Consider the following 21,111-nt stretch of genomic DNA (forward strand, 5'->3'; position numbering starts at 1 on the left):
GGTGCACGCGCGGTGCACGCACATCACCCCCCCTCTTGCGGGAGGCATTTGCGCCGTTAACCCGACCGTGCGCCGCGCGATTTCGGGGCTTTTTTGGCCCCTGCCCCTTGACCTTCCCTGCCTGAAGGCCCCATCTGAACACCAGATAAACGCGAACACCAAAGGGGACCTCTCATGGCTTTTGAACTTCCAGATCTTCCATATGCACACGACGCTCTTGCAGCCCACGGCATGTCCGCCGAAACGCTCGAGTTCCACCACGATTTGCACCACAAAGCCTATGTCGACAACGGCAACAAGCTGATCGCCGGCACCGAATGGGACGGCAAAACGCTGGAAGAAATCATCGTCGGCACATATGATAAATCATCTGTCGCCCAGAACGGTATTTTCAACAATATCAGTCAGTTGTGGAACCACAACGAATTCTGGCACATGATGAGCCCGACCAAAACAGCCATGCCCGGCGAGCTGGAAAAAGCCATCACCGAGAGCTTTGGCTCCGTTGACAAATTCAAAGAAGACTTCGCCGCAGCTGGCGCGGGTCAGTTCGGCTCGGGCTGGTGCTGGCTCGTGAAAAACGCCGACGGCTCACTCGCCGTCACCAAGACAGAAAACGGCGTAAACCCGCTCTGCTTTGGCCAGACAGCGCTTCTGGGCTGCGACGTGTGGGAGCACAGCTACTACATCGATTTCCGCAACAAACGCCCTGTCTACCTCACCAACTTCCTCGACAATCTGGTGAACTGGGAAAACGTGGCCAGCCGCCTCGGCTAAGCCTCTGTAAAAAAAGACATTTGAAGCGCCTCGCAAGCCAGCCTTGCGGGGCGCTTTTTCGTTTGGCGCTTGCCTTACGGCCCCGCCAAGCCTATCTGCGCCCAAACCGTTCCTGTGAAAGTTATGCTCAAATGCGCGCGCGTCTGCCTGTCTTTTTCATCGTCATGACCGTGGTCATTGACGCTATGGGCATTGGCCTAATCGTGCCTGTGATGCCAGAGCTTATTCAGGAGGTGCGCGGTGGCACACTCGCCAACGCAGCCCTTTGGGGCGGCATTCTGGCCACGTCTTTCGCCGTCATGCAGTTTCTCTTCTCGCCCTTGCTTGGCGCGCTCTCTGACAGGTTTGGCCGCCGGCCCGTCCTGCTTGTTAGCCTTTTGGTCATGTCTGCGGATTACGTTGTTATGGCACTTGCTGGCTCTATCTGGCTTTTGCTCGCAGGGCGCCTTGTTGGCGGCATCACAGCGGCGACACATAGCACCGCCATGGCCTATATGGCCGATGTCTCCGAACCCCATGAAAAAGCCGCCCGTTTCGGGCTGATCGGCGCGGGGTTTGGCATCGGGTTCATTATCGGGCCTGTGCTGGGCGGTTTGCTGGCTGATTTCGGCACGCGCGCGCCTTTTTGGGCCGCCGCCGCTCTGGCGCTTCTGAACGCCATACTCGGCTTTATCGTGCTGCGCGAAACGGTGACCGCCGAGAAGCAGCGCCGCTTTGAGGGGTCACGTGCCAACCCCTTTGGGGCGCTGCGTTCGGTCGCGCGCTTTGACGGGCTCAAAATACTGCTGGTGGTGTTTTTCTTTTTCAACATCTCCACCCACGTCTACCCCGCCGTCTGGGCCTATTTTGTCACCGAGCGTTTCGCATGGGCCCCCAGCACCATCGGCCTCAGCCTTGGCCTGTACGGCATCGGCTTTGCACTGGCCCAAGGGCTTCTTGTGCGCCCCGCCATCCGTATTCTGGGGGAGCGCCGCGCAGTTGTGACAGGCATGTGCTTTAACATCGCCTCGTTCCTTTTGCTCACCCTCGTCACAAACGGCACCTTGCTGTTGTGGCTCATCCCGCTCTTCTCCATCGGCGCCATCGCCATGCCCGCCCTGCAAGGTGCCATGTCGCAAGCCGCGCCAAACAACGCCCAAGGCGAGCTGCAAGGTGTGCTTGGCTCTCTGTCGTCGCTCTCCATGATCGTTTCCCCCCTGATGATGACACAGGCCTTTGCCTATTTCTCCCGCCCCGAAGGCACGCTCTATTTGCCCAGCGCGCCCTTTCTTTTGGCCGCGCTCATCATGGGGTTCGCCCTCATCCTCTACATCACCGACAGAACAGCCCGCAAAATCCAGAACGCGACGTAACGACGTCGCCTTTCAGGCTTGCAGCCGCAGCCAAGGCTTGTCAGGCTCCCTTGAAAAGGGAGAGTCATATGACAACAATCAAAGCCGCTGTTTGCCACGAATTTGGCAAACCCCTCACAGTCGAAGCCGTCGAGCTGCGCGCGCCCCAAAGTGGCGAAGTCGAAGTCAAACTCGACGCAGTTGCAATCTGCCACTCCGACATCTCCTATGCCGAGGGCGCATGGGGCGGCTCTCTGCCTGCCGTCTATGGCCACGAGGCCGCAGGGCGCATCACCGCAGTGGGCGCTGGCGTCAAAGGCTTCAAGACTGGCGACAGTGTCATTGTCACGCTCATCCGCGCTTGCGGCACCTGCCCCTCCTGTGCTGGCGGCAAACCCGTGATCTGCCAAACCCCCTATGATGGTGACCACGGCCCCCTCAAAACAGCCGATGGTGGCAAGCTGCATCAGGCCATGGCCTGCGGTGCCTTTGCCGAAAAAGTTGTGGTTGATCAGAGCCAGATCGTTGTGATTCCTGAAGATATGCCCAAAGACGCCGCCGCGCTCATCTCTTGTGGCGTCATCACAGGCGTGGGTGCCGTGGTCAACGCAGCCCAGCTGCGCGCAGGTCAGGATGTCGTGGTCATCGGCGCAGGCGGCGTTGGCCTCAACGCGATCCAGGGCGCACGCATCGCAGGCGCACGGCGCATCGTGGCCGTCGACATGAGCGAGGAAAAGCTCGCCGTTGCCAAAGAGTTCGGTGCAACCGATGGGGTGCTTGCAACGCAAGAAAAACCTTGGCGCGCCGCCAAAGACGCCATGGGCCGCGGCGCTGACGCGGTGCTTGTCACAGTCGGCTCTGCCCGCGCCTACGACGAGGCCCCCCGTTACCTTGCCTATGGCGGAAAAGTCGTCATGGTAGGAATGCCAGCCACAGGCGCAGCCTCAACCTATGAAGCAGGCAATTTCGCGGCTGTTGGCCAGTCTATGGTCGGCTCCAAAATGGGCGATGCCGTCATCCAGCGCGACATTCCATGGATGGTCGATCTCTACGGTCAGGGCCGCCTCAAACTCGATGAGCTGATCTCGAACCGCTATACGCTCGAAGACATCAACGAAGCGATTGCCGACACTAAGACAGGCACGGCCAAGCGCAACGTCATCGTCTTTTAAGCGCTGAAGGGAAGATCCTATGCCAGAGACGTTGATAGAAGACGAAGGCCGCGTTTTGCGCGCAAACGGCCAGCGTTTTCATGCGGTCTGGCTGCATCATAACGCTGGCCAGCCTCATGCCCCACTGGCCAGCCCCGCAGGCACGGTCACGCTCAGCGCCGCGCAGGTAGAGGGCGACAGTGTCACTGTCACCTTCGCCCCCACAGGCAACACGGCGCAATTTGCGCTGGCCTGGCTCAAAGACCATGCCTACGACACGCCCAAAGAGCGCTCAAAAGGCCATATGCCGGCTGGCAGCACCCCATGGGGCAAAGGGCTGCAATCAGCCTTGCCCACAGCCCCTATCGGCGCTGTCGTGGCCTATGAGGCCTCACAACTGAGCTGGCTTGATGCCATGCGCACCTATGGCTTTGCCAAAGTGACAGAAGCAGGCGCGCCAGATGACGCCATAGCAAAGCTCATCGCGCTCTTTGACAGCGCACCCGACAGCCAGAGCATAGGCCTTGCCCCCAACACCTCACCAAGCACAGACGCGCCCTATCATGAGCAGCCCCCCGGCCTCAAAGCGGTTGCCAGCCTTGAGCCATGCCAGATCACCTTGGTAGATGGCTTTGCCTGCGCCATCAGGCTGGCCCGGGAAGACCCCGAGGGCTTCGCAGCCCTCACCGCACATTCTGCGCGCTTTGAAAGCCCTGAAGAGGGCGCAGCTCTGCGCCCGATCATAGATATGAGCCCCGAAGGCACATTGCGCGCCATCCGCCACAGCCCGGAGGCGCTTGCGCCCCTGACAGAGGTGCCTTTTGACGCAATGGAAACCTTCTACCGCGCCTATCAACGCTTCACAGAGCTGACATCCAGCCCCGAAATGGCCCTCCATGTCCCCCTTGCAAGCCAAGAGGCCCTTCTCTTTGATAACACCCGCGTGCTTCACGCCCTGCCCCCTCAAACCACGCTCAAAGCCCGATATGCCAACAAAGACGCATTGCGCGCTGCGCTGGCGCGCCTTGAAACCATGATATGACCCCTCAGCAACCCCACCCAAGCGCGCCTGCGCCAGATAGCTTTTAGGAGCCGAACACATGCACCTCAAAGACCTCGATATCATCGTAACAGCCCCCCCCGCGCCCGGCTGGGGCGGGCGCTACTGGATCCTGGTCAAAGTCACGACCGACACAGGCATTGTGGGCTGGGGCGAGTGCTACGCCAGCACAGTTGGCCCAGATGCCATGCGCGCGGTGATTGAGGATGTGTTTGCCCGCCACATGGAAGGCGAGAACCCGGAAAACATCGAGCTGATGTTCCGCCGTGTTTACTCGTCCGGCTTCACCCAGCGCCCGGACCTTACGGTCATGGGGGCCTTTTCGGGCCTCGAGATCGCGTGCTGGGATATCTTGGGCAAAGCACGCGAGCGGCCTGTCTACGCGCTCCTTGGCGGGCGTATGAACGAGAAAATCCGCACATACACCTATCTCTACCCGCTTGAGCACCATGATATGGACAGCTTCTTTATCGATCCTGACGCAGCGGCTGAAAGCGCGATCGACTGCGTCGAGCGTGGGTACACCGCGGTCAAATTTGACCCTGCTGGCCCCTATACGCTGCGCGGCGGCCATATGCCTGCAATGAGTGATATCTCCATGTCTGTGGCCTTCTGCAAAGCCATTCGCGAAGCGGTGGGCGACAAGGCCGACCTCTTGTTTGGCACGCATGGCCAGTTCAACACAGGCGGCGCAATTCGTCTTGGCCAAGCGATCGAACCCTACTCGCCGCTGTGGTATGAAGAGCCGACACCGCCAGACAACATCGAAGACATGGCCCGCGTGGCCCGCAATGTGCGCATTCCTGTCGCCACAGGCGAAAGAATGACAACCAAAGCCGAATTCGGCGCCGTGCTGCGCGCAGGCGCTGCCGAAATCCTTCAGCCCGCTTTGGGCCGCGCAGGTGGCATCTGGGAGATGAAAAAAGTCGCCGCCATGGCCGAATGTTACAACGTGCAAATGGCCCCTCATCTCTACGCAGGGCCCATCGAATGGGCCGCCAACCTGCATCTGGCGACGTCTATTCCCAACTTGCTGCTCGCAGAGACCATCGAAACAGAGTTCCACGATGCCCTTATTCGCAGCTCGATTCGGGTTGAGAACGGCTTTGTACGCCTCTCGGATGCGCCCGGGCTTGGAATTGAGGTCGATGAAGACCTCGCCCGCGCCCACCCTTACCGCGGCGAAGCGCTGCATTTGCAGATGCAGGAAGACCCCTGCGACTATCAAAACGGCAACAACTTTCAGGGTGGCGCGCCCGCAAGTTCACACTAACTCGCCAAACCTGAAAGGGCGTGATACATAGAGAAAAACCTATGTGAGAGACACATGCTGAAAGAAAGCCCGCCCCCGCCCTCCGAAATGGCGCAAAACGCCACGGATGCAGCGTCATATCTTAAAACACTGGCTCATGAGGGTCGGTTGATGATCTTGTGTCACTTGGGATCTGGCGAAAAATCTGTGGGGGAGCTGGAGCAACTCCTTGATTTGCGCCAAGCCGCCGTCAGCCAGATGCTTGCGCGACTGCGTGACGACGGCCTCGTCACAACCCGCCGCGAGGGCAAAACCATCTTTTACGCTCTCGGGGATGATAAAACAGCCGAAGTCATCGGTATGCTCTACCGACTTTTCTGCGCCCCCGCAGGCGCAACCTGCCGTTAGGGTCATTCTGCTTTAGAAATGGCGATCCCGGAAGGACTCGAACCCTCAACCTGCTGATTAGAAGTCAGCTGCTCTATCCAGTTGAGCTACAGGACCGCATGCGCCCGTTTTGCGCAAACTCCCGGACAAAGGCAAGGCCTCAGGCGGCTTCCTGCACATGTCTTTTTCAGAAAGTCTAAAATCAGCTCTAAAACGAGCGCCGAAAACAAGCCCGAAAGCTCAATGTGTCCATGCACCACGGCGGTTGGTGGCAAAGTTTTCGCCATAGCCACCTGCGCGGATGTTGGCTTTGCGCGGCTTGGGCTCGCGCACAACAGCTTCGATCTCATGTGCCTTGGCATATTCGAGCGCGGCCTCTTTACTGTCAAAACGCAGCTTTACTTGCGCTTGCGTATCTTCAGACGAGGTCCACCCCATCAAAGGGTCAACTTCGCGGCGCGAAGCCGGCGCAAATTCCAGCACCCAGCGTTTGCTTTTGGCTGTGCCCGATTGCATGGCGTTGCGGGCTGGCTTGTAAATTCTTGCGCGCATCAGACGTGCTCCTCTAACTCGGGCCCATTTATCAAGGATTTGCGCCCGCCCCGCAAGGCGCAATTCAGTCCATCATGAAGCTTTGTTCACCAAACCCAGCCAGATGATCCGCACCCATGGCCTTGCAATTTGCCTCCAATAGCTCAAGTTAGAAGACTGCACCAACCGCGAGCGCCCAAATGTCCCAGACCGAACACGCCCCAGCCCTGACAAATGCCCCTTCAAGTGACGTGCGCGGGCGTGAAAAGCTCGAAGGTGGCAAACGCTTTGTGATGCATACGCCTTTCACAGCGGCGGGCGATCAGCCCACAGCCATCGCCGAGCTGAGCCAAGGGATCCTCGACGGTGAGCACAATCAGGTGCTACTCGGTGCCACAGGCACCGGCAAAACCTTCACAATGGCCAAAATCATCGAGCAAACACAGCGCCCTGCCATCATTCTTGCGCCCAACAAAACGCTCGCAGCCCAGCTTTACGGCGAGTTCAAAGGCTTTTTCCCTGAAAACGCGGTGGAATATTTCGTCAGCTTTTACGACTATTACCAGCCCGAAGCCTATGTGGCGCGCTCTGACACCTTCATCGAGAAGGAAAGCCAGATCAACGAACAGATCGACCGCATGCGCCACTCTGCCACGCGCGCCCTGCTGGAGCGCGATGATGTCATCATAATCGCCTCGGTCAGTTGCATCTATGGCATCGGCTCTGTCGAAACCTATGGCGCAATGACACAAGACCTCGAAGTTGGTAAAGAATACGACCAGCGCAGCATCATGGCCGATCTTGTCGCGCAGCAATACAAACGCAACGATGCAGGCTTTCAGCGTGGCTCTTTCCGTGTGCGCGGTGACAGTCTCGAAATATGGCCAGCCCACCTTGATGACCGCGCCTGGAAACTGAGCTTCTTTGGCGAAGAGCTTGAGAGCATTCAAGAAATTGACCCGCTCACAGGCGAAAAAGCAGGTACTTTGGAGAAAGTGCGCGTCTACGCCAACTCACACTACGTGACACCCAAACCAACGCTGTTGCAAGCGATCCAGCACATCAAGGCAGAGCTGCGCATGCGGCTTGACCAGCTTGTCAGCGAGGGCAAACTGCTTGAAGCCCAACGCCTTGAACAGCGCACAAATTTTGACCTTGAGATGATGGAAGCCCAAGGCTTCTGTAACGGAATCGAGAACTACTCCCGCTACCTCACGGGCCGCAAAACAGGCGAGCCGCCCCCCACGCTGTTTGAATTCATCCCCGACAACGCGATTGTCTTTGCCGACGAAAGCCACGTGTCTGTGCCCCAAATCGGCGGGATGTATAAGGGCGACTACCGCCGCAAATTTACACTGGCCGAGCACGGATTCCGCCTGCCCTCCTGCATGGACAACCGCCCCCTCAAGTTCGAGGAATGGGACGCGATGCGCTCTCAGTCGGTCTTTGTCTCCGCCACCCCCTCCAAATGGGAGCTGGAGCAGTCAGGCGGCGTCTTTGCCGAGCAAGTGATCCGCCCCACCGGCCTTTTAGACCCGATGATCGAGATCCGCCCTGTGGAAACTCAGGTCGATGATCTGCTTGATGAAGTCAAACGCGTCGCCGCAAAGGGCCAGCGCGTGCTTTGTACCACGCTCACCAAGCGCATGGCCGAAGACCTCACCGAATATTTGCACGAACAAGGCGTGCGCGTGCGCTACATGCACTCCGAAATCGACACGCTGGAACGGATCGAAATCTTGCGCGACCTGCGCCTGGGCACCTTTGATGTGCTCATCGGGATCAACCTTCTGCGCGAGGGCCTCGATATCCCTGAATGTGGCCTTGTGGCCATTCTGGATGCGGACAAAGAGGGCTTTTTGCGCTCTGAAACCTCGCTCATCCAGACAATCGGCCGCGCTGCGCGCAACGCCGAGGGCCGCGTGATTATGTATGCCGACAAAATCACAGGCTCCATGGAACGCGCGATGGGCGAGACAGACCGTCGCCGCGAAAAGCAGATCGCTTATAATATTGAGCACGGTATCACACCTGAAACTGTCAAGAAAAACGTCGATGACATCCTCTCTGGCCTCTATCAAGGCGATGTCGACATGAACCGCGTCACAGCGACGATTGACCCCGCTCTGCAAGGCGGAAACCTGAAATCTGTGCTCGAAGGCCTACGCCTTGATATGCGCAAAGCTGCAGAAAATCTGGAGTTCGAAGAGGCCGCACGGCTCAGGGATGAGGTCAAACGGCTCGAAGCCGTTGATCTGGCCATCGCCGATGACCCACTGGCACGCCAGTCCGCCGTAGAAGCCGCTGGCGCGGAAGCCACAAAAGCACGCGGCCGCTCAACAGCAGGCCGTGGCGGGCAACGCGGCGGAAATGTGAAGCGGCGGGGGCGGTGAGAAAATAGTCAATTAAGCCTATCACAAAGTTTAAGACGGGTGGGTGTTAACCCACGCCCCCCCCAAGCCCAAAACCTGATCGTCAGCATGAGTAACAGATCCAGCAATCGGTAACTCATTCCCCAGTCACAGTCAGTCCAAGCATTCGCCAGCCCTGCATTCCGGGGCGGTAATAGTAGAGCTTTTCCGCAGGAAAGCCCGCTTCAATCATCCGCCGCGCAGCGGTGGGCGACTGTCCGCACCAGGGCCCGTTGCAATAAAGAGCCGCGCGTTTCACGCCCTCTCCCTCGCAGATAAACCCTTCAAAGTCGGGCTCACAGCCAAGCTCGCCGAGCCTATCGGCTGCTTCTGTATAGGGTACATTCACCGCGCCGGGGATGGCTCCACCCGCAAAGTCGCGCGGCACACGACCGTCTATAACGACAACTTCAGGGTCATTGAGAAAGTCGAGCAACTCCAGCTCGCCAATCGGCGTTACACCCGGTGCCGGGAGAATCGGTTGCACACAAAAACTCGGGCAGGCCCGCGAAGTGAGAGCCCAGTCACCCGAAATCTGGTTGTCTTGATCCTGAATTCTTGAAATTTCGACGGCGCCTTGTGCAGTTTCTACCGTCACAGACCCCATACCTTTTGCAATTGATACATCCTGAGCGGCGGCGGCCCCCGCACTCAAAACCAACGCACATATCCAAAGTCGCATTTTTACCCTCCCCTTAAACAAAAGGCACAAACGGCACCCCACACCCTGAAACAACGGTCAAAAGTGTCAAAAAACAAAATATTTTCATACCTAACCCCTATTTTGAGTGAAGGTATCAGGCCAAGGCGCAGCAGGTCAAAGCCAAAAGCCAAGCCCCCTTGCCCCTGCGCAAGCTCACAAGGGACGCGTTTCAGTCAAAATCAAACAGATCTTCCAAAATATCTGCAAACCCACCCCGTTTTTTCTTGCGGCGGCGGCTTTCGTCATCGCGACGCTCATCTCTGCGAGGTTCGCGATAAGAATCTCGAACATCCCGCATATGCAGAGGTGCCGCGACAGGCTCTGGTGCCGTAACAGCCGCAACCTCGATAATTTTGTCAAGTTCGCCTCGATCAAGCCAAACACCGCGACATCTTGGGCAATAGTCGAGTTCGACACCGCTCCGCTCAGTGATCACCAGCAATTCTCCGTCAACGGGGCATTTCATAAGCGCATAATCCTTTTTGTTTCTACCAAAGTAAGTCTACCTGCGCCCGCTTCAACCTCATTAACCAAACCTTTACCAATTTTGACGATTTTAAACTTTGGGTTAAATATGATGTTAAAACTTAGTTTTCTTTTTACTCTGATGCTGATCGAAGCTGCAGCAGCTGGCCCCTGGCCTAGGCAGAGGGGCCAAGGCTTTGCCATGAGCTCGCTTCAAGTCACGGCCGCAAGCTTAAGTGGCCCTGAAAACTATTATTTTAGTACATATCTTGAGTATGGCCTTACAAATCAACTGACGCTGGGTGCGGATATAGGACATTCTGTCTCGGGCGAGACCAAAGGGATCATGTTTCTGCGTTATCCAATTTGGCTGAGAAACCAAACTCATCATTTTGCAGCCGAATTGGGCCTTGGAACAATTGCCGGCAACAGTGTCATCAGGCCTGGAATGTCTTACGGTCGTAGCTTTGAGTATAAAGAAAGCTCAGGCTGGTTAACGGTTGACGGCTTGCTTGAACACCACTTGGGACAACAAATATCTGATTTCAAATTCGATATTACATACGGGCAAACTTACAGTAACGATTTCAAAGCGATGGTACAAATCCAAGCTGGAAAGCAGCAGGGAGACTCAAGTTTTCTACGCCTTGCACCGTCTTTTGCGCTGCCCGCGGGCAAATCCACACACGTCGAAATAGGTGGATCAGTCGGGCTGAGAGGAGCGTCTGAATATGGTTTAAAAGTTGGTTTTTGGAGAGCTTTTTAGCTCACAGGGCGCAGCAAACTCTTGCGCCCTGTGAAGGCTTTTCAGAGAGGTGTATCCATACGCATGGTCAGAACAACGTCCCCTCGGACAGGTTGGCTCCAATTGAGGTGGATCTCGTCATTGTTCACGCCTTGGGCTACGTCAACATAGGGCATGTCAAACCGCCTTACGTTGGCAATGTTCCTGATCGCGCCCTCAGCGACCACAGATTCAACTTTACGTACCCAACCACCAAAAGGCAGCTGGGGGCTGCCACTCACAACCCATCGGTCACTCTCGGTTTGCTGGGTGTGCGTATACACAAACGGGTTGATTGTTGGCACATCAACAGCCGCATACATATTGTCCCGCCAAGTGATATTCTTCATGCGAGAGTAGTTAAAATCGGCAAAGCTGTTGTCGATACGCTCGACACGGTCGATCTGCCCGCCGATGATGCGGAAGAAATTGCCTTGTACGTTCAGACCATTGAGAAAGTGACCGGCTCCGTGTGGCTTCACGACGATGTAGCTGAACCAAGGAGCGACATGGCTCGCAAGAAATATGTTGTTCGACACATTGAGCTGGCTGAACGAATATTCGGAGTTAAAGTCAGGCTCATCATCATGCTCATTTGACCACTCAATAAAGCAATTGTCGATGTAGTTGCCATCAAGGGTTGCACGGCAGTTGGTGCCTGTCAGGACGATACCAGCCAGACGCAAACCGTTAGTCTCACCATCTCCCTGAAAAAAGTGGTTCCCCGTGATGATCGATCCCGAGCCTGCAATAACGGCGAAGTGGCGGAATTTCACGACTCGATTGTTGCGCAGCTTTACATCGTTACCATTTGTATTCAGCGCAATCGACGTTCGATCCTGGGAGCGGATCGGGTTTTCGCTTGAAAGGAATTGGCAACGATCGACATGTAAGCCTTGGCATCCCTCACCCGGGCTGGTTATACCGCGATCCTTTGGACCCGTAAAAAAGCAGTTTTCAACTGAAAATATAAGCCCCGTTGGTGCGAGGAGTATTCCACTTGCTTCTTCTTGAAGCCGGAATTCGATATCTTCGAGCGAGAACCGGTCGAGATCTTCCATACCGCTGAAATCAAGTACATATTTGAAACGGCGGAATGTAAAATTCTGCGTTCCCTCAGCATCATAGAGCCGTTGAGAAAGTGTGATCTCTTGAGCGGCAATATTCTTGGCACGCACGTAGACTTCGCGGCCAACGCCATTGCCTTCCACCAGTGCACCGACTGGGATACTCGCAATATTGGTGACACCCGTCAGCTTTGCGCCACTGGCAACTGAATAAGTCCCTTGCGCAGCAAAGACTTCAGTATCCCATGCTACACCAGCTTGAACCTCAAGCTGCCCGCTATGGATATGTCGTCGCGTGGAGTATCTATCACGACCAACGACATTACGAACATCAATCGGCTCTGTTATTGTGATGCGGCGGCCACCCATGTCTAAAGATTCGTGGTCTGAGTTATCAAAAAGCGCCTGAAGGGCCTTTTTAAACGCCAGCTCCTCGCTTTCGAATGCATCTACATAAGAAGGTAGATCAAAGTCTTTGGTAAGCGCAAAAACATGATTGTCACTTATACGCACCTTACCTTCAAAGCGCACACGGCTTTCAAAAGTCATGTTGTCACCGAGAAAATAGGTTCCCTTAGATACGAGCACTGTTCGCCCATCTGCGGCAGAATCTGCCGCTTCAAATGCAGCCAAGTCATCTGTTGTGCCGTCACCAACGGCCCCGAAGTCGCGCACATCAACCATTGCCAGCATATCGCGCAGAAACACGTTTGTGATATCCTCAACGATGATATCATCAACTCGAACAACGCTGCCCGTCGTCCCTGTCAGATCAAGACCAATGTGAGCATAGCGAGCCTCACGCCCCCAAACCATATCAACACCATTTCGGTTGCCGACCCCAATAATTGCAGAGACTTCCACAACCTCTCCATAGCTCTCCAAGGCAATTGGTGGCCCCTGTTCGACAACTCCTGTCAGACGGACGCCCCCTGCTCCCCCAGCCCACGCGGCAATATGTACCGTCGGCAATGGGCCGCTCATTGCCTTAATCTTCGCACGCACCTGCAAGTAGCACCCAGGTAGTATAGGTGTTTCCCCCATCCAGCGCAGCTTTTGGATTGCGTCAGTTTTGACCAACTCGAGGCAGCCGCCGAAATCAGGATCAGCAGGTACGAATGCCGCATTTGGACTGACGTCATAAGTGTCTGAGCCGGGTGTCCCATCCTGTCGAGACCAAACATCAAGGCCACCAGAAAACTGAGGTGGCATGAGCAGCACACCATCCGTGATCACTTTGTTCATGAATTCCCTTTCACCGCTCACATGGAACGGAAACATAGATTGAGCTCCTGCGGTCACCCGCACGGTCCAGGGATTATCTACAAAGGGTTAATAGCTCTTCATGACTGCGTACGCAGCCGACCCGACAATGCTGGCTGGCGATTTCTAACTTCAAAACTGTATTTTAATTATTTGTCAGTGCGGCCTTAACTTTTGGCCCAGCAGTTCCAAAATCAATCTGACCAGTATATTGAGACTTCAAAGCACCCATGACTTTACCCATGTCACGGATACTCTGCGCACCCGTCGCAGCGATGACAGCGGCAATTGCCTCCTCTGTCTTCTCTTCACTAAGGCGCTGTGGCAAAAATTCTTCAATAATTGTTATTTCTGACAGCTCTCGCTCTGACAGATCAAGCCTGTTGCCTTCTTCATAAACACGGGCACTCTCTTGACGCTGCTTCACCATCTTAACCAAAATAGCCAAGACTTCGTCATCGCCAACACCGCTATCGTTTCCTTCCCCACGAGCTGCAATATCTCGATCCTTTATCGCAGCACTGATCAATCTCAGTGTTGAAAGACGATCAGCGTTTTTGTCTCTCATAGCCTGCTTAAGTGCTACCGTAATCTCGTCGCGCATGGGGGTAGAGCCTCTAAATCAGAATGCATGTCAGACCGCGCACTTTAAACAAGTGTTAAGAAGGAAACAACCAGTGCATGAGCCCTTGACCCTCGCGTGCCCCAGACGTAGGAATGCGCCAATTTACCAGATGGAGTAACTCACATGGCGCAGGTGTCTCACTCGCATCCCACAGCGTGCCTAGCGCTTGCAGACGGAACTGTCTTCTTTGGGCACGGTTTTGGAGCCACGGGGCAGACCGTTGCCGAGCTCTGCTTCAATACCGCCATGACAGGCTACCAAGAAATCATGACCGACCCGTCTTATGCTGGGCAAATTGTTACTTTTACATTCCCCCACATCGGAAACACTGGCGTCAATGCAGAAGATGACGAGACAGCCGCCCCTGTTTCAGAAGGCATGGTGGTCAAATGGGACCCAACAACACCTAGCAACTGGCGCGCGACAGAGGCACTTTCAAACTGGTTGGCTGCTCGCGGCCGCATCGCTATCGGCGGGGTAGATACACGCCGCTTGACACGTGCAATACGCCAGCAAGGTGCGCCGCATGCCGCAATTGCACACAACCCTGATGGTGTTTTCGATACAGATGCGCTCGTTGCAGCTGCACGTGACTTTCCCGGGCTGGAAGGCATGGACCTCGCCAAGAGCGTCACATGTGCACAGTCCTACAGCTGGGATGAAATGCGTTGGGCCTGGCCAGAGGGCTACGAAAAGCAAACAGAAGCAAAATACAAAGTTGTCGCTGTTGACTATGGCGCGAAACGCAACATCTTGCGATGCCTCGCCTCGGTTGGATGCGACATAACCGTGGTGCCTGCGACCGCAACAGCCGAAGATATCTTAGCTCACAAGCCAGATGGTGTATTCCTGTCTAACGGACCTGGGGATCCTGCTGCAACAGGCACCTACGCAGTGCCCATGATCCAAGAAATCCTTACTCAGACCAACCTTCCAATCTTTGGAATTTGTCTTGGGCACCAAATGCTGGCTCTCGCATTGGGTGGCAAAACGATCAAGATGAACCACGGACACCACGGCGCGAACCATCCAGTCAAAGATATAGACACGGGTAAGGTAGAGATAACCTCTATGAACCATGGTTTCGCTGTCGACGCTCAGACACTGCCTGCTGGTGTCCGCCAAACGCATATCTCCCTTTTTGATGGGTCCAATTGTGGCATCGCGATGGAGGGCAGACCAGTATACTCAGTACAGCACCACCCAGAAGCCAGCCCTGGACCTCAAGATAGTTTTTATCTGTTTGAAAAGTTTGCACTCTCGATGGCTGCGCGTTGACCATGCAGCTTGGTTGTTAACCTAGCATTAAGATTTAATTAACTGACGCTTAACCAATGCCAATTACTATCCTTTAGGGTATTTATTTGGTTGTAGGGTTGGTCAGAATGTATGCGCTTAAAAGCAAACCCAGAGATAAAACGGACAGCTTTGGCAAGTATTTGGTAAGCACTGGAAAAGTGAAGCCAAGCAGCTTGATGCATGCAATATCGGACTCACAGCGTTTTCAAACGTCATTGTCCAAAAGTCTTGAAGCACAAGGTATTCTTGATGCAGATGAGCTTACTGAAGCTCAGGCCAAATTCCTGAGGCTGCCCATAGTCGATCTGGCAAAAGCACCACCAGATCCCGACTTGGTAGCCATGTTTGATCCAGCCTTGATGCTCCGGTATCAGATCTTACCATGGCAGAAACAGTCAGAGAGAGTTGTAGTTCTCTGTCACAGCATTGAAGGCTATCGTGAATTTCTTGATCATATAGGCGCCGACCTATCACAATTTGAAATTGCCATCGCCAAGCAAAACACCATCTTGACTTGGATTGTAAAGCATCACCAAGAAGATCTCACACGCCGTGCATCAACGCGCGTACAAGAAGATCAAAGCTGTCGAACATGGGAGCGCCACACAAGTAAAAAAAGGCTATTGGTTACCTTGGCCGGCCTTCTAGCTTTTATCATAGCTGTGGCCCTGTATCCCAGAGTTGCCTTTGCTCTATTTGCTGCGTGGGCGACATTCACGCTGCTAATCTCGGCGTTGATGCGTATCGTTGCCTATATATCCGAAGTGTCAAAAGATCCCTGTGAAGCACCACCGAAATGTCCCGAGGATAGACTCCCGCGAATATCTGTCCTTGTACCCCTCTTCAAAGAACGTGAGATTGCAGGCGAGCTCCTACAACGTATTCAAACACTTACCTACCCTAAGTCGCTTGTAGATGTTGTTCTTGCTGTTGAGGAAAACGATGATCTGACGAAATCCGCACTGCGTGACTGTACTCTACCTCATTGGATCAAAATGGTCACGGTTCCAGAGGGGCAACCCAAAACAAAACCCCGCGCTATGAATTATGCTCTCGACTTTTGTGGTGGGGACATCATCGGAATTTGGGATGCTGAAGATGCGCCGGCATCTGACCAGCTCGAGCTGGTCGCGGATCACTTCCATTCAGCCCCAGAAGACCTTGTGTGTCTTCAGGGCGTTCTGGACTACTACAACAGCCAACAAAACTGGTTAGCTCGGTGTTTCACCATTGAATACGCGGCATGGTTCAGGCTCATCTTACCTGGTATGGCCCAGCTTGGCTTCGCCATTCCTTTGGGAGGAACAACTCTTTTCTTCAAACGCGCAGCGCTTGAAGAGATCGGAGCTTGGGATGCGCACAACGTCACCGAAGACGCAGACCTAGGCTTCAGGCTTGCTCGACACGGATATCGTACCGACGTTATCGCAACGCGCACAGGTGAAGAAGCCAACTGCAAACTGTGGCCTTGGGTGCGACAACGGTCTCGTTGGCTCAAAGGCTATATGGTCACATACATAGTACATATGCGCAGCCCGCGTCAGTTACTCAATGAGCTCGGCCTTTGGCGTTTTATTGGCTTTCAAGCACATTTCGTAACGGCACTATCTCAGTTCATACTCGCTCCAGTCCTTTGGAGTTTCTGGCTCGTACTGATAGGGTTGCCTCATCCTTTAGAAAGCTTTGTCTCACGCGAAATACTTTTTGCTCTGGGCCTTTCGTTCTTAACTATTGAACTTACAAACGCTGCAATCAATGCAACGGCCGTATCAAAGCCAAGCCTGCGACACCTCCTCGCGTGGGTCCCAACTATGCACCTGTACTATCCACTTGGCGCAATTGCAGCTTATAAAGCGCTATACGAATTGGTCATCAAACCATTTTATTGGGACAAGACCCAACATGGCCTTTCCCTTTCGTCAAACAAGCCTCAGCCCGCTGAGGGGCTATCCCCCAACTTTGGCAGCATCCAGCTTGAGGCGGGTAACAAACGCCTTTGAAATATGAGCTTTGAGTGCCTCGCGGGCTTTGAGCTCATCACGGGCCTCTATAGCTCTAACAATCATATCATGTTCGTCCAGAGCTTTGCTGCTTCGCCCTTTTGCCGCAAGCGAAGTGGTCGCCATTAGAGCCATAGACTGGTGCACTAGGTTAAGCTGCTGCACCAAAAACCGATTGTGCGATGCAAGGTGAATTTGATGATGAAACCGTCGGTTTGCTTGCGCTAGAGCATTCGGGCTGTCGACCAGAGCACGGTCCTCGTCCACCATATCACGCAAGACACGCATCTCTTCATCTGTTGCATGTCGTGCGGCAAGCTGCGCCGCCAGCCCCTCAAGTTCTGTGCGAACAGCGTAAAGCTCAGCCATCTGGTTGTGATCAAGAGAGGCGACAATCAAACTACGGCCATCTCGGGTTAATAGCGACTGAGTTTCTAGCCGTTGCAACGCCTCTCGAATAGGAGTCCGGGAAACACCAAAACGCTCCGCGAGCTCGTTCTCAACCAAACGATCGCCGGGCCGATAGGTTCCGTGATCGATCGCGTCAAGAATAAGCACATAAGCGTCTTTCTGAACCGTCTTTGTTTCTTTCATTTGCACCCCTTTCAGAGACCAAGTAGATTAGGCTCCCAAACTAAAGGTGCAAGCCCACTTTTTCTGCCCTCCCAAGAACATTTAGAAGGCGACTGTTATGACAGGCGAAAACTTCCGGCACGTGAACACATGGGTTTTCGATCTAGACAATACACTATACCCACCACACACGGCGCTATTTGATCAAATAGAAGCCAAAATGGTGAACTGGCTGATGCGTGAACTTAAGATTTCTCAATCCGAGGCTGATCTGCTTCGGAATAAATATTGGAAGGAATACGGCACAACTCTAGCTGGCCTCATGGAACACCACGATACAGATGCAGACGCCTATCTTGCCGACGTTCATGACATTTCATTTCACCCGCTGGAAGCCGACCCAATTCTCAGAGCTGCAATCGAAAATCTACCAGGCCGCAAAATAGTCTATACCAACGGAAGTCGACCCTATGCAGAGCGTGTACTCAGCGCACGAGGCCTAGAAAATATATTTGAAGGCATCTACGGCGTGGAACACGCCAACTTTGAGCCTAAGCCAAGAAAAGCCGCCTTTGATCTGGTGTTCAAAAAGGCTCATATTTTACCACGAGAAGCTGCTATGTTTGAAGACGAGATCCGCAATCTGGTCGTACCACACGCCCTTGGTATGCGCACAGTACATGTAGCACCAGAGGCGAAGGTGGCAGAGCACGTTCATCACCACACAGAAAATTTGTCTGCGTTTCTATCTAATCTCCTATAAGCAAACGCTAGCTGCGTCATTGTGCGCCTCGCAACCACCGCACACAAATATACATGTACCCTGAAACAAAACTTCGGAGGACTACATGACAAATCAACACCACACCTCTCAGACCCACTCATCCAATGAAAAAGCTTTGGCAGCAAGACTCCTAATCGCTACGCTCACCTGCCTGTTACTCTGGGCAGCTGCCGTTCTAAAGTGGGGCTTACCCGCTCTCTTCCTACCAGCTGTCGCAGCTGTGCCTGTTCTCTTGGGGCTTCTTGTTGTTATCTCCCGAGGCTAGGTAGCTTGGAAAAGACTCCCCGGCAAACTATTGTCGTAACTATGAAGGAGAAGGCACATGCATGGTAAGAACACAGATGTTTTTGTCGCCGGGGGCGGAATTGCAGGTCTGGTAGCCTCTTTGAGCTTTGCCTCTCTAGGATACACAGTCATGTGCGTTGATCCCGCCGCACCCGTTACTGACAAAACAGCTGCACATGCAGACATGCGCTCCACAGCCTTCCTGCAACCGTCAAAAGACCTATTGGCAGAAATTGGCCTTTGGCAACGCCTAGAGCCTTACGCAGCACCACTTCAGATTATGAGAATCGTCGATGCTGGCGGCCTGAAATCTGAACCCCGGATAGAATCAGAATTTAACGCTGACGAAATTTCAGATCAGCCCTTTGGTTGGAATTTCCCAAACTGGCTCTTGCGCCGTGAATGCGTTGTACTGATACAAGAACACGAAAACATCACGTTTCAAGCGAACGTGTCAGTGTCAAAGGCCGAAACTCGAATTGACGCAGCACACATCACCTTGAGCAGTGGAGAGAAGGTGACTGCCAGACTTTTGGTTGCAGCTGATGGGCGTAGCTCGAAAGTTCGGAACGAACTCGGCATCGATGTTCAGACCATGCGCTATGGACAAAAAGCACTAGCCTTTACAGTTAGTCACCCGATTGCACATAAAAATGTCTCAACCGAGATCCACAGGTCAGGCGGCCCCTTTACCCTTGTTCCTCTCCCCGATCATGATGGTATGCCAGCTTCAGCCATTGTTTGGATGGAACGATCAGCCGAGGCGATACGCTTGCAAGAGCTTGCGCCAGACGCGTTTGAGGCCGCGCTAAACAAGCGCTCATGCGGTATTTTGGGCCCCCTCACATTAACCAGCGCAAGAACAAGTTGGCCAATCATTTCGCAATACACCAAACAGATGAGCGCACAACGCACGGCGCTTATTGCAGAAGCGGCCCATGTGCTTCCGCCAATCGGAGCACAAGGGCTCAACATGTCTCTCGGGGACATCAGAGCACTATATGATCTGGCAAAGGCAAATTCAGACGAGATTGGATCCAAAGCAATGCTGGATAAATACCACCAGCTGCGCCACCAAGAGGTAAAATTTCGTATTCTAGGTATTGACGCTCTTAACCGCGCCTCAATGCTATCATCTCGCCCAATGCGCGACCTACGCGCACTGGGATTGAAGGCTATTTACGGATTGGCCCCTGTACGCAAATCCCTGATGAAAGCTGGCTTAGGCGTAAAAGCCTAAAGCACTTTGTCGATAACAGACTTCAGCCTGGCGACCGTCGCATCAACATCATAAAGCTTGTCTAGCCCAAAAAGACCAAGACGAAAGGTCATAAAACCTTCAGGCTCATCACAAGCAAGCGGAACACCTGCTGCAATTTGCATACCCTCTGCTGCAAACTTCCTGCCGTTTTGAATATCTGGGTCACTCGTATAGCTCACAACAACCCCCGGCGCGCCGAACCCATCAGCAGCAACTGACTGAACGCCCTTCTCTGCCAGAAGCAAGCGCACCGCGTCCCCCAAAGCCCATTGCGCTTCTCTTAACTTATCAAACCCATAGTCTCTCGTCTCGAGCATAGTCTCTCGGAAATCCAGCAGAGCATCCGTTGGCATTGTCGCGTGATACGCATGCCCACCGTTCTCGTATGTCTGCATAATGTCGTACCACTTTTTGAGGTCAACGGCGAAGCTGTCAGACGTCGTTCCTGCCAACCGCTCTACTGCGCGTGCAGACATCATGACCAACCCGGCAGATGGAGACGCAGACCACCCTTTTTGTGGCGCAGAAATCAAAACATCAACGCCTGTTTTTCTCATATCAACCCAAGCACAGCCTGAAGCAATACAGTCAAGCACCATCAAAGCCCCCACGCTGTGGGCTGCCTCTGAAAGGGCCGTCACATAATCATCAGAAAGGATTAAACCCGCAGACGTCTCCACATGAGGTGCAAAGACGACATCAGGCTTCTGCTCACGGATCGCAGCCACGACATCTTCGATGGGTGCTGGCGCGAAGGGTGCCTGCACACCGTTTCCAGCTTGCCTCGCCTTGTGGACAGACACGGTTTCCGCAAAGTCTCCCGCATCAAAAATCTGGCTCCAGCGAAATGAAAACCAGCCATTCCGCACAACCAAAGCATTCGCACCCTTTGCAAACTGTCTGGCCACTGCCTCCATGGCATAAGTACCGCCGCCTGGAACCAGCGCAACGGCATCTGCCTGATACACATCTTTCAGCATGGACGAGATATCGGTCATCACAGCTTGAAACCGGGTGCTCATATGGTTGAGCGAGCGATCCGTGAAGACGACTGAAAATTCATCAAGACCCTGAGGGTCTATTGTGTTCAAAAGGGCCATCT

Annotated in this window: 19 protein-coding genes and 1 tRNA gene; 12 read left to right on the plus strand and 8 right to left on the minus strand. The window is 54.1% G+C overall.

The annotated features are described in order from the left end of the window. The first annotated feature begins 174 nt into the window (after window positions 1–174). The 6 genes from ACTG3X_RS01635 (at window position 175) to ACTG3X_RS01660 (ending at window position 5,979) form a co-directional block, all read left to right on the plus strand. The gene (locus ACTG3X_RS01635; RefSeq protein ID WP_439109483.1) at window positions 175–777 is read left to right on the plus strand and encodes a superoxide dismutase; all 603 of its coding nucleotides are present in this window, start codon (window positions 175–177) and stop codon (window positions 775–777) included. A gap of 131 nt (window positions 778–908) precedes the next feature. Next, window positions 909–2,129 carry a TCR/Tet family MFS transporter gene (locus ACTG3X_RS01640; RefSeq protein WP_439109484.1) on the plus strand — a complete coding sequence of 407 codons (1,221 nt, stop codon included), beginning with the start codon at window positions 909–911 and terminating at the stop codon, window positions 2,127–2,129. Between the two features lie 68 nt (window positions 2,130–2,197). Beyond that, window positions 2,198–3,280 carry a Zn-dependent alcohol dehydrogenase gene (locus ACTG3X_RS01645; RefSeq protein WP_439109485.1) on the plus strand — a complete coding sequence of 361 codons (1,083 nt, stop codon included), beginning with the start codon at window positions 2,198–2,200 and terminating at the stop codon, window positions 3,278–3,280. Window positions 3,281–3,299: 19 nt separating this feature from the next. Beyond that, the gene (locus ACTG3X_RS01650) at window positions 3,300–4,301 is read left to right on the plus strand and encodes a TauD/TfdA family dioxygenase (RefSeq protein ID WP_439109486.1); all 1,002 of its coding nucleotides are present in this window, start codon (window positions 3,300–3,302) and stop codon (window positions 4,299–4,301) included. 58 nt (window positions 4,302–4,359) lie between these two features. Beyond that, complete coding sequence (locus ACTG3X_RS01655) at window positions 4,360–5,592, plus strand: mandelate racemase/muconate lactonizing enzyme family protein (protein WP_439109487.1); 1,233 nt, start codon at window positions 4,360–4,362, stop codon at window positions 5,590–5,592. 54 nt (window positions 5,593–5,646) lie between these two features. After that, window positions 5,647–5,979 carry a metalloregulator ArsR/SmtB family transcription factor gene (locus tag ACTG3X_RS01660; protein WP_439109488.1) on the plus strand — a complete coding sequence of 111 codons (333 nt, stop codon included), beginning with the start codon at window positions 5,647–5,649 and terminating at the stop codon, window positions 5,977–5,979. Window positions 5,980–5,998: 19 nt separating this feature from the next. Here ACTG3X_RS01660 and ACTG3X_RS01665 read toward each other — a convergent pair. Further along, window positions 5,999–6,075: transfer RNA gene (locus ACTG3X_RS01665), tRNA-Arg, on the minus strand. A gap of 123 nt (window positions 6,076–6,198) precedes the next feature. After that, window positions 6,199–6,510, minus strand: coding sequence for an ETC complex I subunit (locus tag ACTG3X_RS01670; protein ID WP_439109489.1), 312 nt, complete (start codon window positions 6,508–6,510; stop codon window positions 6,199–6,201). Window positions 6,511–6,689: 179 nt separating this feature from the next. Here ACTG3X_RS01670 and uvrB point away from each other — a divergent pair, with 179 nt between their 5' ends. Continuing rightward, on the plus strand, window positions 6,690–8,882 hold the full coding sequence (gene uvrB, locus ACTG3X_RS01675) for an excinuclease ABC subunit UvrB (protein ID WP_439109490.1): 2,193 nt from the start codon (window positions 6,690–6,692) through the stop codon (window positions 8,880–8,882). Between the two features lie 115 nt (window positions 8,883–8,997). On the opposite strand, the gene ACTG3X_RS01680 is transcribed toward uvrB, so the two are convergent. Then, a complete protein-coding gene (locus ACTG3X_RS01680; protein WP_439109491.1) occupies window positions 8,998–9,582 on the minus strand; it encodes a rhodanese-like domain-containing protein in 585 nt (194 codons plus the stop codon). Window positions 9,583–9,772: 190 nt separating this feature from the next. Continuing rightward, the gene (locus tag ACTG3X_RS01685; protein WP_439109492.1) at window positions 9,773–10,069 is read right to left on the minus strand and encodes a zf-TFIIB domain-containing protein; all 297 of its coding nucleotides are present in this window, start codon (window positions 10,067–10,069) and stop codon (window positions 9,773–9,775) included. A gap of 111 nt (window positions 10,070–10,180) precedes the next feature. Between ACTG3X_RS01685 and ACTG3X_RS01690 the strand changes: the two genes are divergently transcribed. Then, window positions 10,181–10,834: a hypothetical protein gene (locus ACTG3X_RS01690; RefSeq protein ID WP_439109493.1), complete on the plus strand. Its 654-nt coding sequence runs from the start codon at window positions 10,181–10,183 to the stop codon at window positions 10,832–10,834. 41 nt (window positions 10,835–10,875) lie between these two features. On the opposite strand, the gene ACTG3X_RS01695 is transcribed toward ACTG3X_RS01690, so the two are convergent. Further along, window positions 10,876–13,164: a glycosyl hydrolase family 28-related protein gene (locus tag ACTG3X_RS01695; protein WP_439109494.1), complete on the minus strand. Its 2,289-nt coding sequence runs from the start codon at window positions 13,162–13,164 to the stop codon at window positions 10,876–10,878. A gap of 163 nt (window positions 13,165–13,327) precedes the next feature. After that, window positions 13,328–13,786, minus strand: a complete 459-nt coding sequence (locus ACTG3X_RS01700) for a GatB/YqeY domain-containing protein (protein WP_439109495.1) — start codon at window positions 13,784–13,786, stop codon at window positions 13,328–13,330. A 144-nt stretch (window positions 13,787–13,930) separates the two neighbouring features. On the opposite strand from ACTG3X_RS01700, the gene carA reads away from it, so the two are divergent. Together carA and ACTG3X_RS01710 are read left to right on the plus strand one after the other, a co-directional pair. Then, a complete protein-coding gene (gene carA / locus ACTG3X_RS01705; protein WP_439109496.1) occupies window positions 13,931–15,085 on the plus strand; it encodes a glutamine-hydrolyzing carbamoyl-phosphate synthase small subunit in 1,155 nt (384 codons plus the stop codon). 107 nt (window positions 15,086–15,192) lie between these two features. Continuing rightward, a complete protein-coding gene (locus ACTG3X_RS01710; RefSeq protein ID WP_439109497.1) occupies window positions 15,193–17,106 on the plus strand; it encodes a glycosyltransferase family 2 protein in 1,914 nt (637 codons plus the stop codon). Here the strand turns inward: ACTG3X_RS01710 and ACTG3X_RS01715 are convergent. Continuing rightward, the gene (locus ACTG3X_RS01715; protein WP_439109498.1) at window positions 17,053–17,700 is read right to left on the minus strand and encodes a GntR family transcriptional regulator; all 648 of its coding nucleotides are present in this window, start codon (window positions 17,698–17,700) and stop codon (window positions 17,053–17,055) included. The two genes, ACTG3X_RS01710 and ACTG3X_RS01715, sit on opposite strands and share 54 nt — an antisense overlap. A gap of 97 nt (window positions 17,701–17,797) precedes the next feature. On the opposite strand from ACTG3X_RS01715, the gene ACTG3X_RS01720 reads away from it, so the two are divergent. Together ACTG3X_RS01720 and ACTG3X_RS01725 are read left to right on the plus strand one after the other, a co-directional pair. Continuing rightward, a complete protein-coding gene (locus tag ACTG3X_RS01720) occupies window positions 17,798–18,442 on the plus strand; it encodes a pyrimidine 5'-nucleotidase (protein ID WP_439109499.1) in 645 nt (214 codons plus the stop codon). A 343-nt stretch (window positions 18,443–18,785) separates the two neighbouring features. Then, on the plus strand, window positions 18,786–19,988 hold the full coding sequence (locus tag ACTG3X_RS01725; RefSeq protein ID WP_439109500.1) for a UbiH/UbiF family hydroxylase: 1,203 nt from the start codon (window positions 18,786–18,788) through the stop codon (window positions 19,986–19,988). Here ACTG3X_RS01725 and ACTG3X_RS01730 read toward each other — a convergent pair. Then, window positions 19,985–21,109 (minus strand): aminotransferase class V-fold PLP-dependent enzyme, encoded by a 1,125-nt coding sequence (locus ACTG3X_RS01730; RefSeq protein WP_439109501.1) that lies wholly within the window; start codon window positions 21,107–21,109, stop codon window positions 19,985–19,987. The two genes, ACTG3X_RS01725 and ACTG3X_RS01730, sit on opposite strands and share 4 nt — an antisense overlap. Between the last annotated feature and the right edge of the window lie 2 nt (window positions 21,110–21,111).

The sequence above is a fragment of the Lentibacter sp. genome (assembly GCF_965658795.1).
GTDB lineage: Bacteria > Pseudomonadota > Alphaproteobacteria > Rhodobacterales > Rhodobacteraceae > Lentibacter.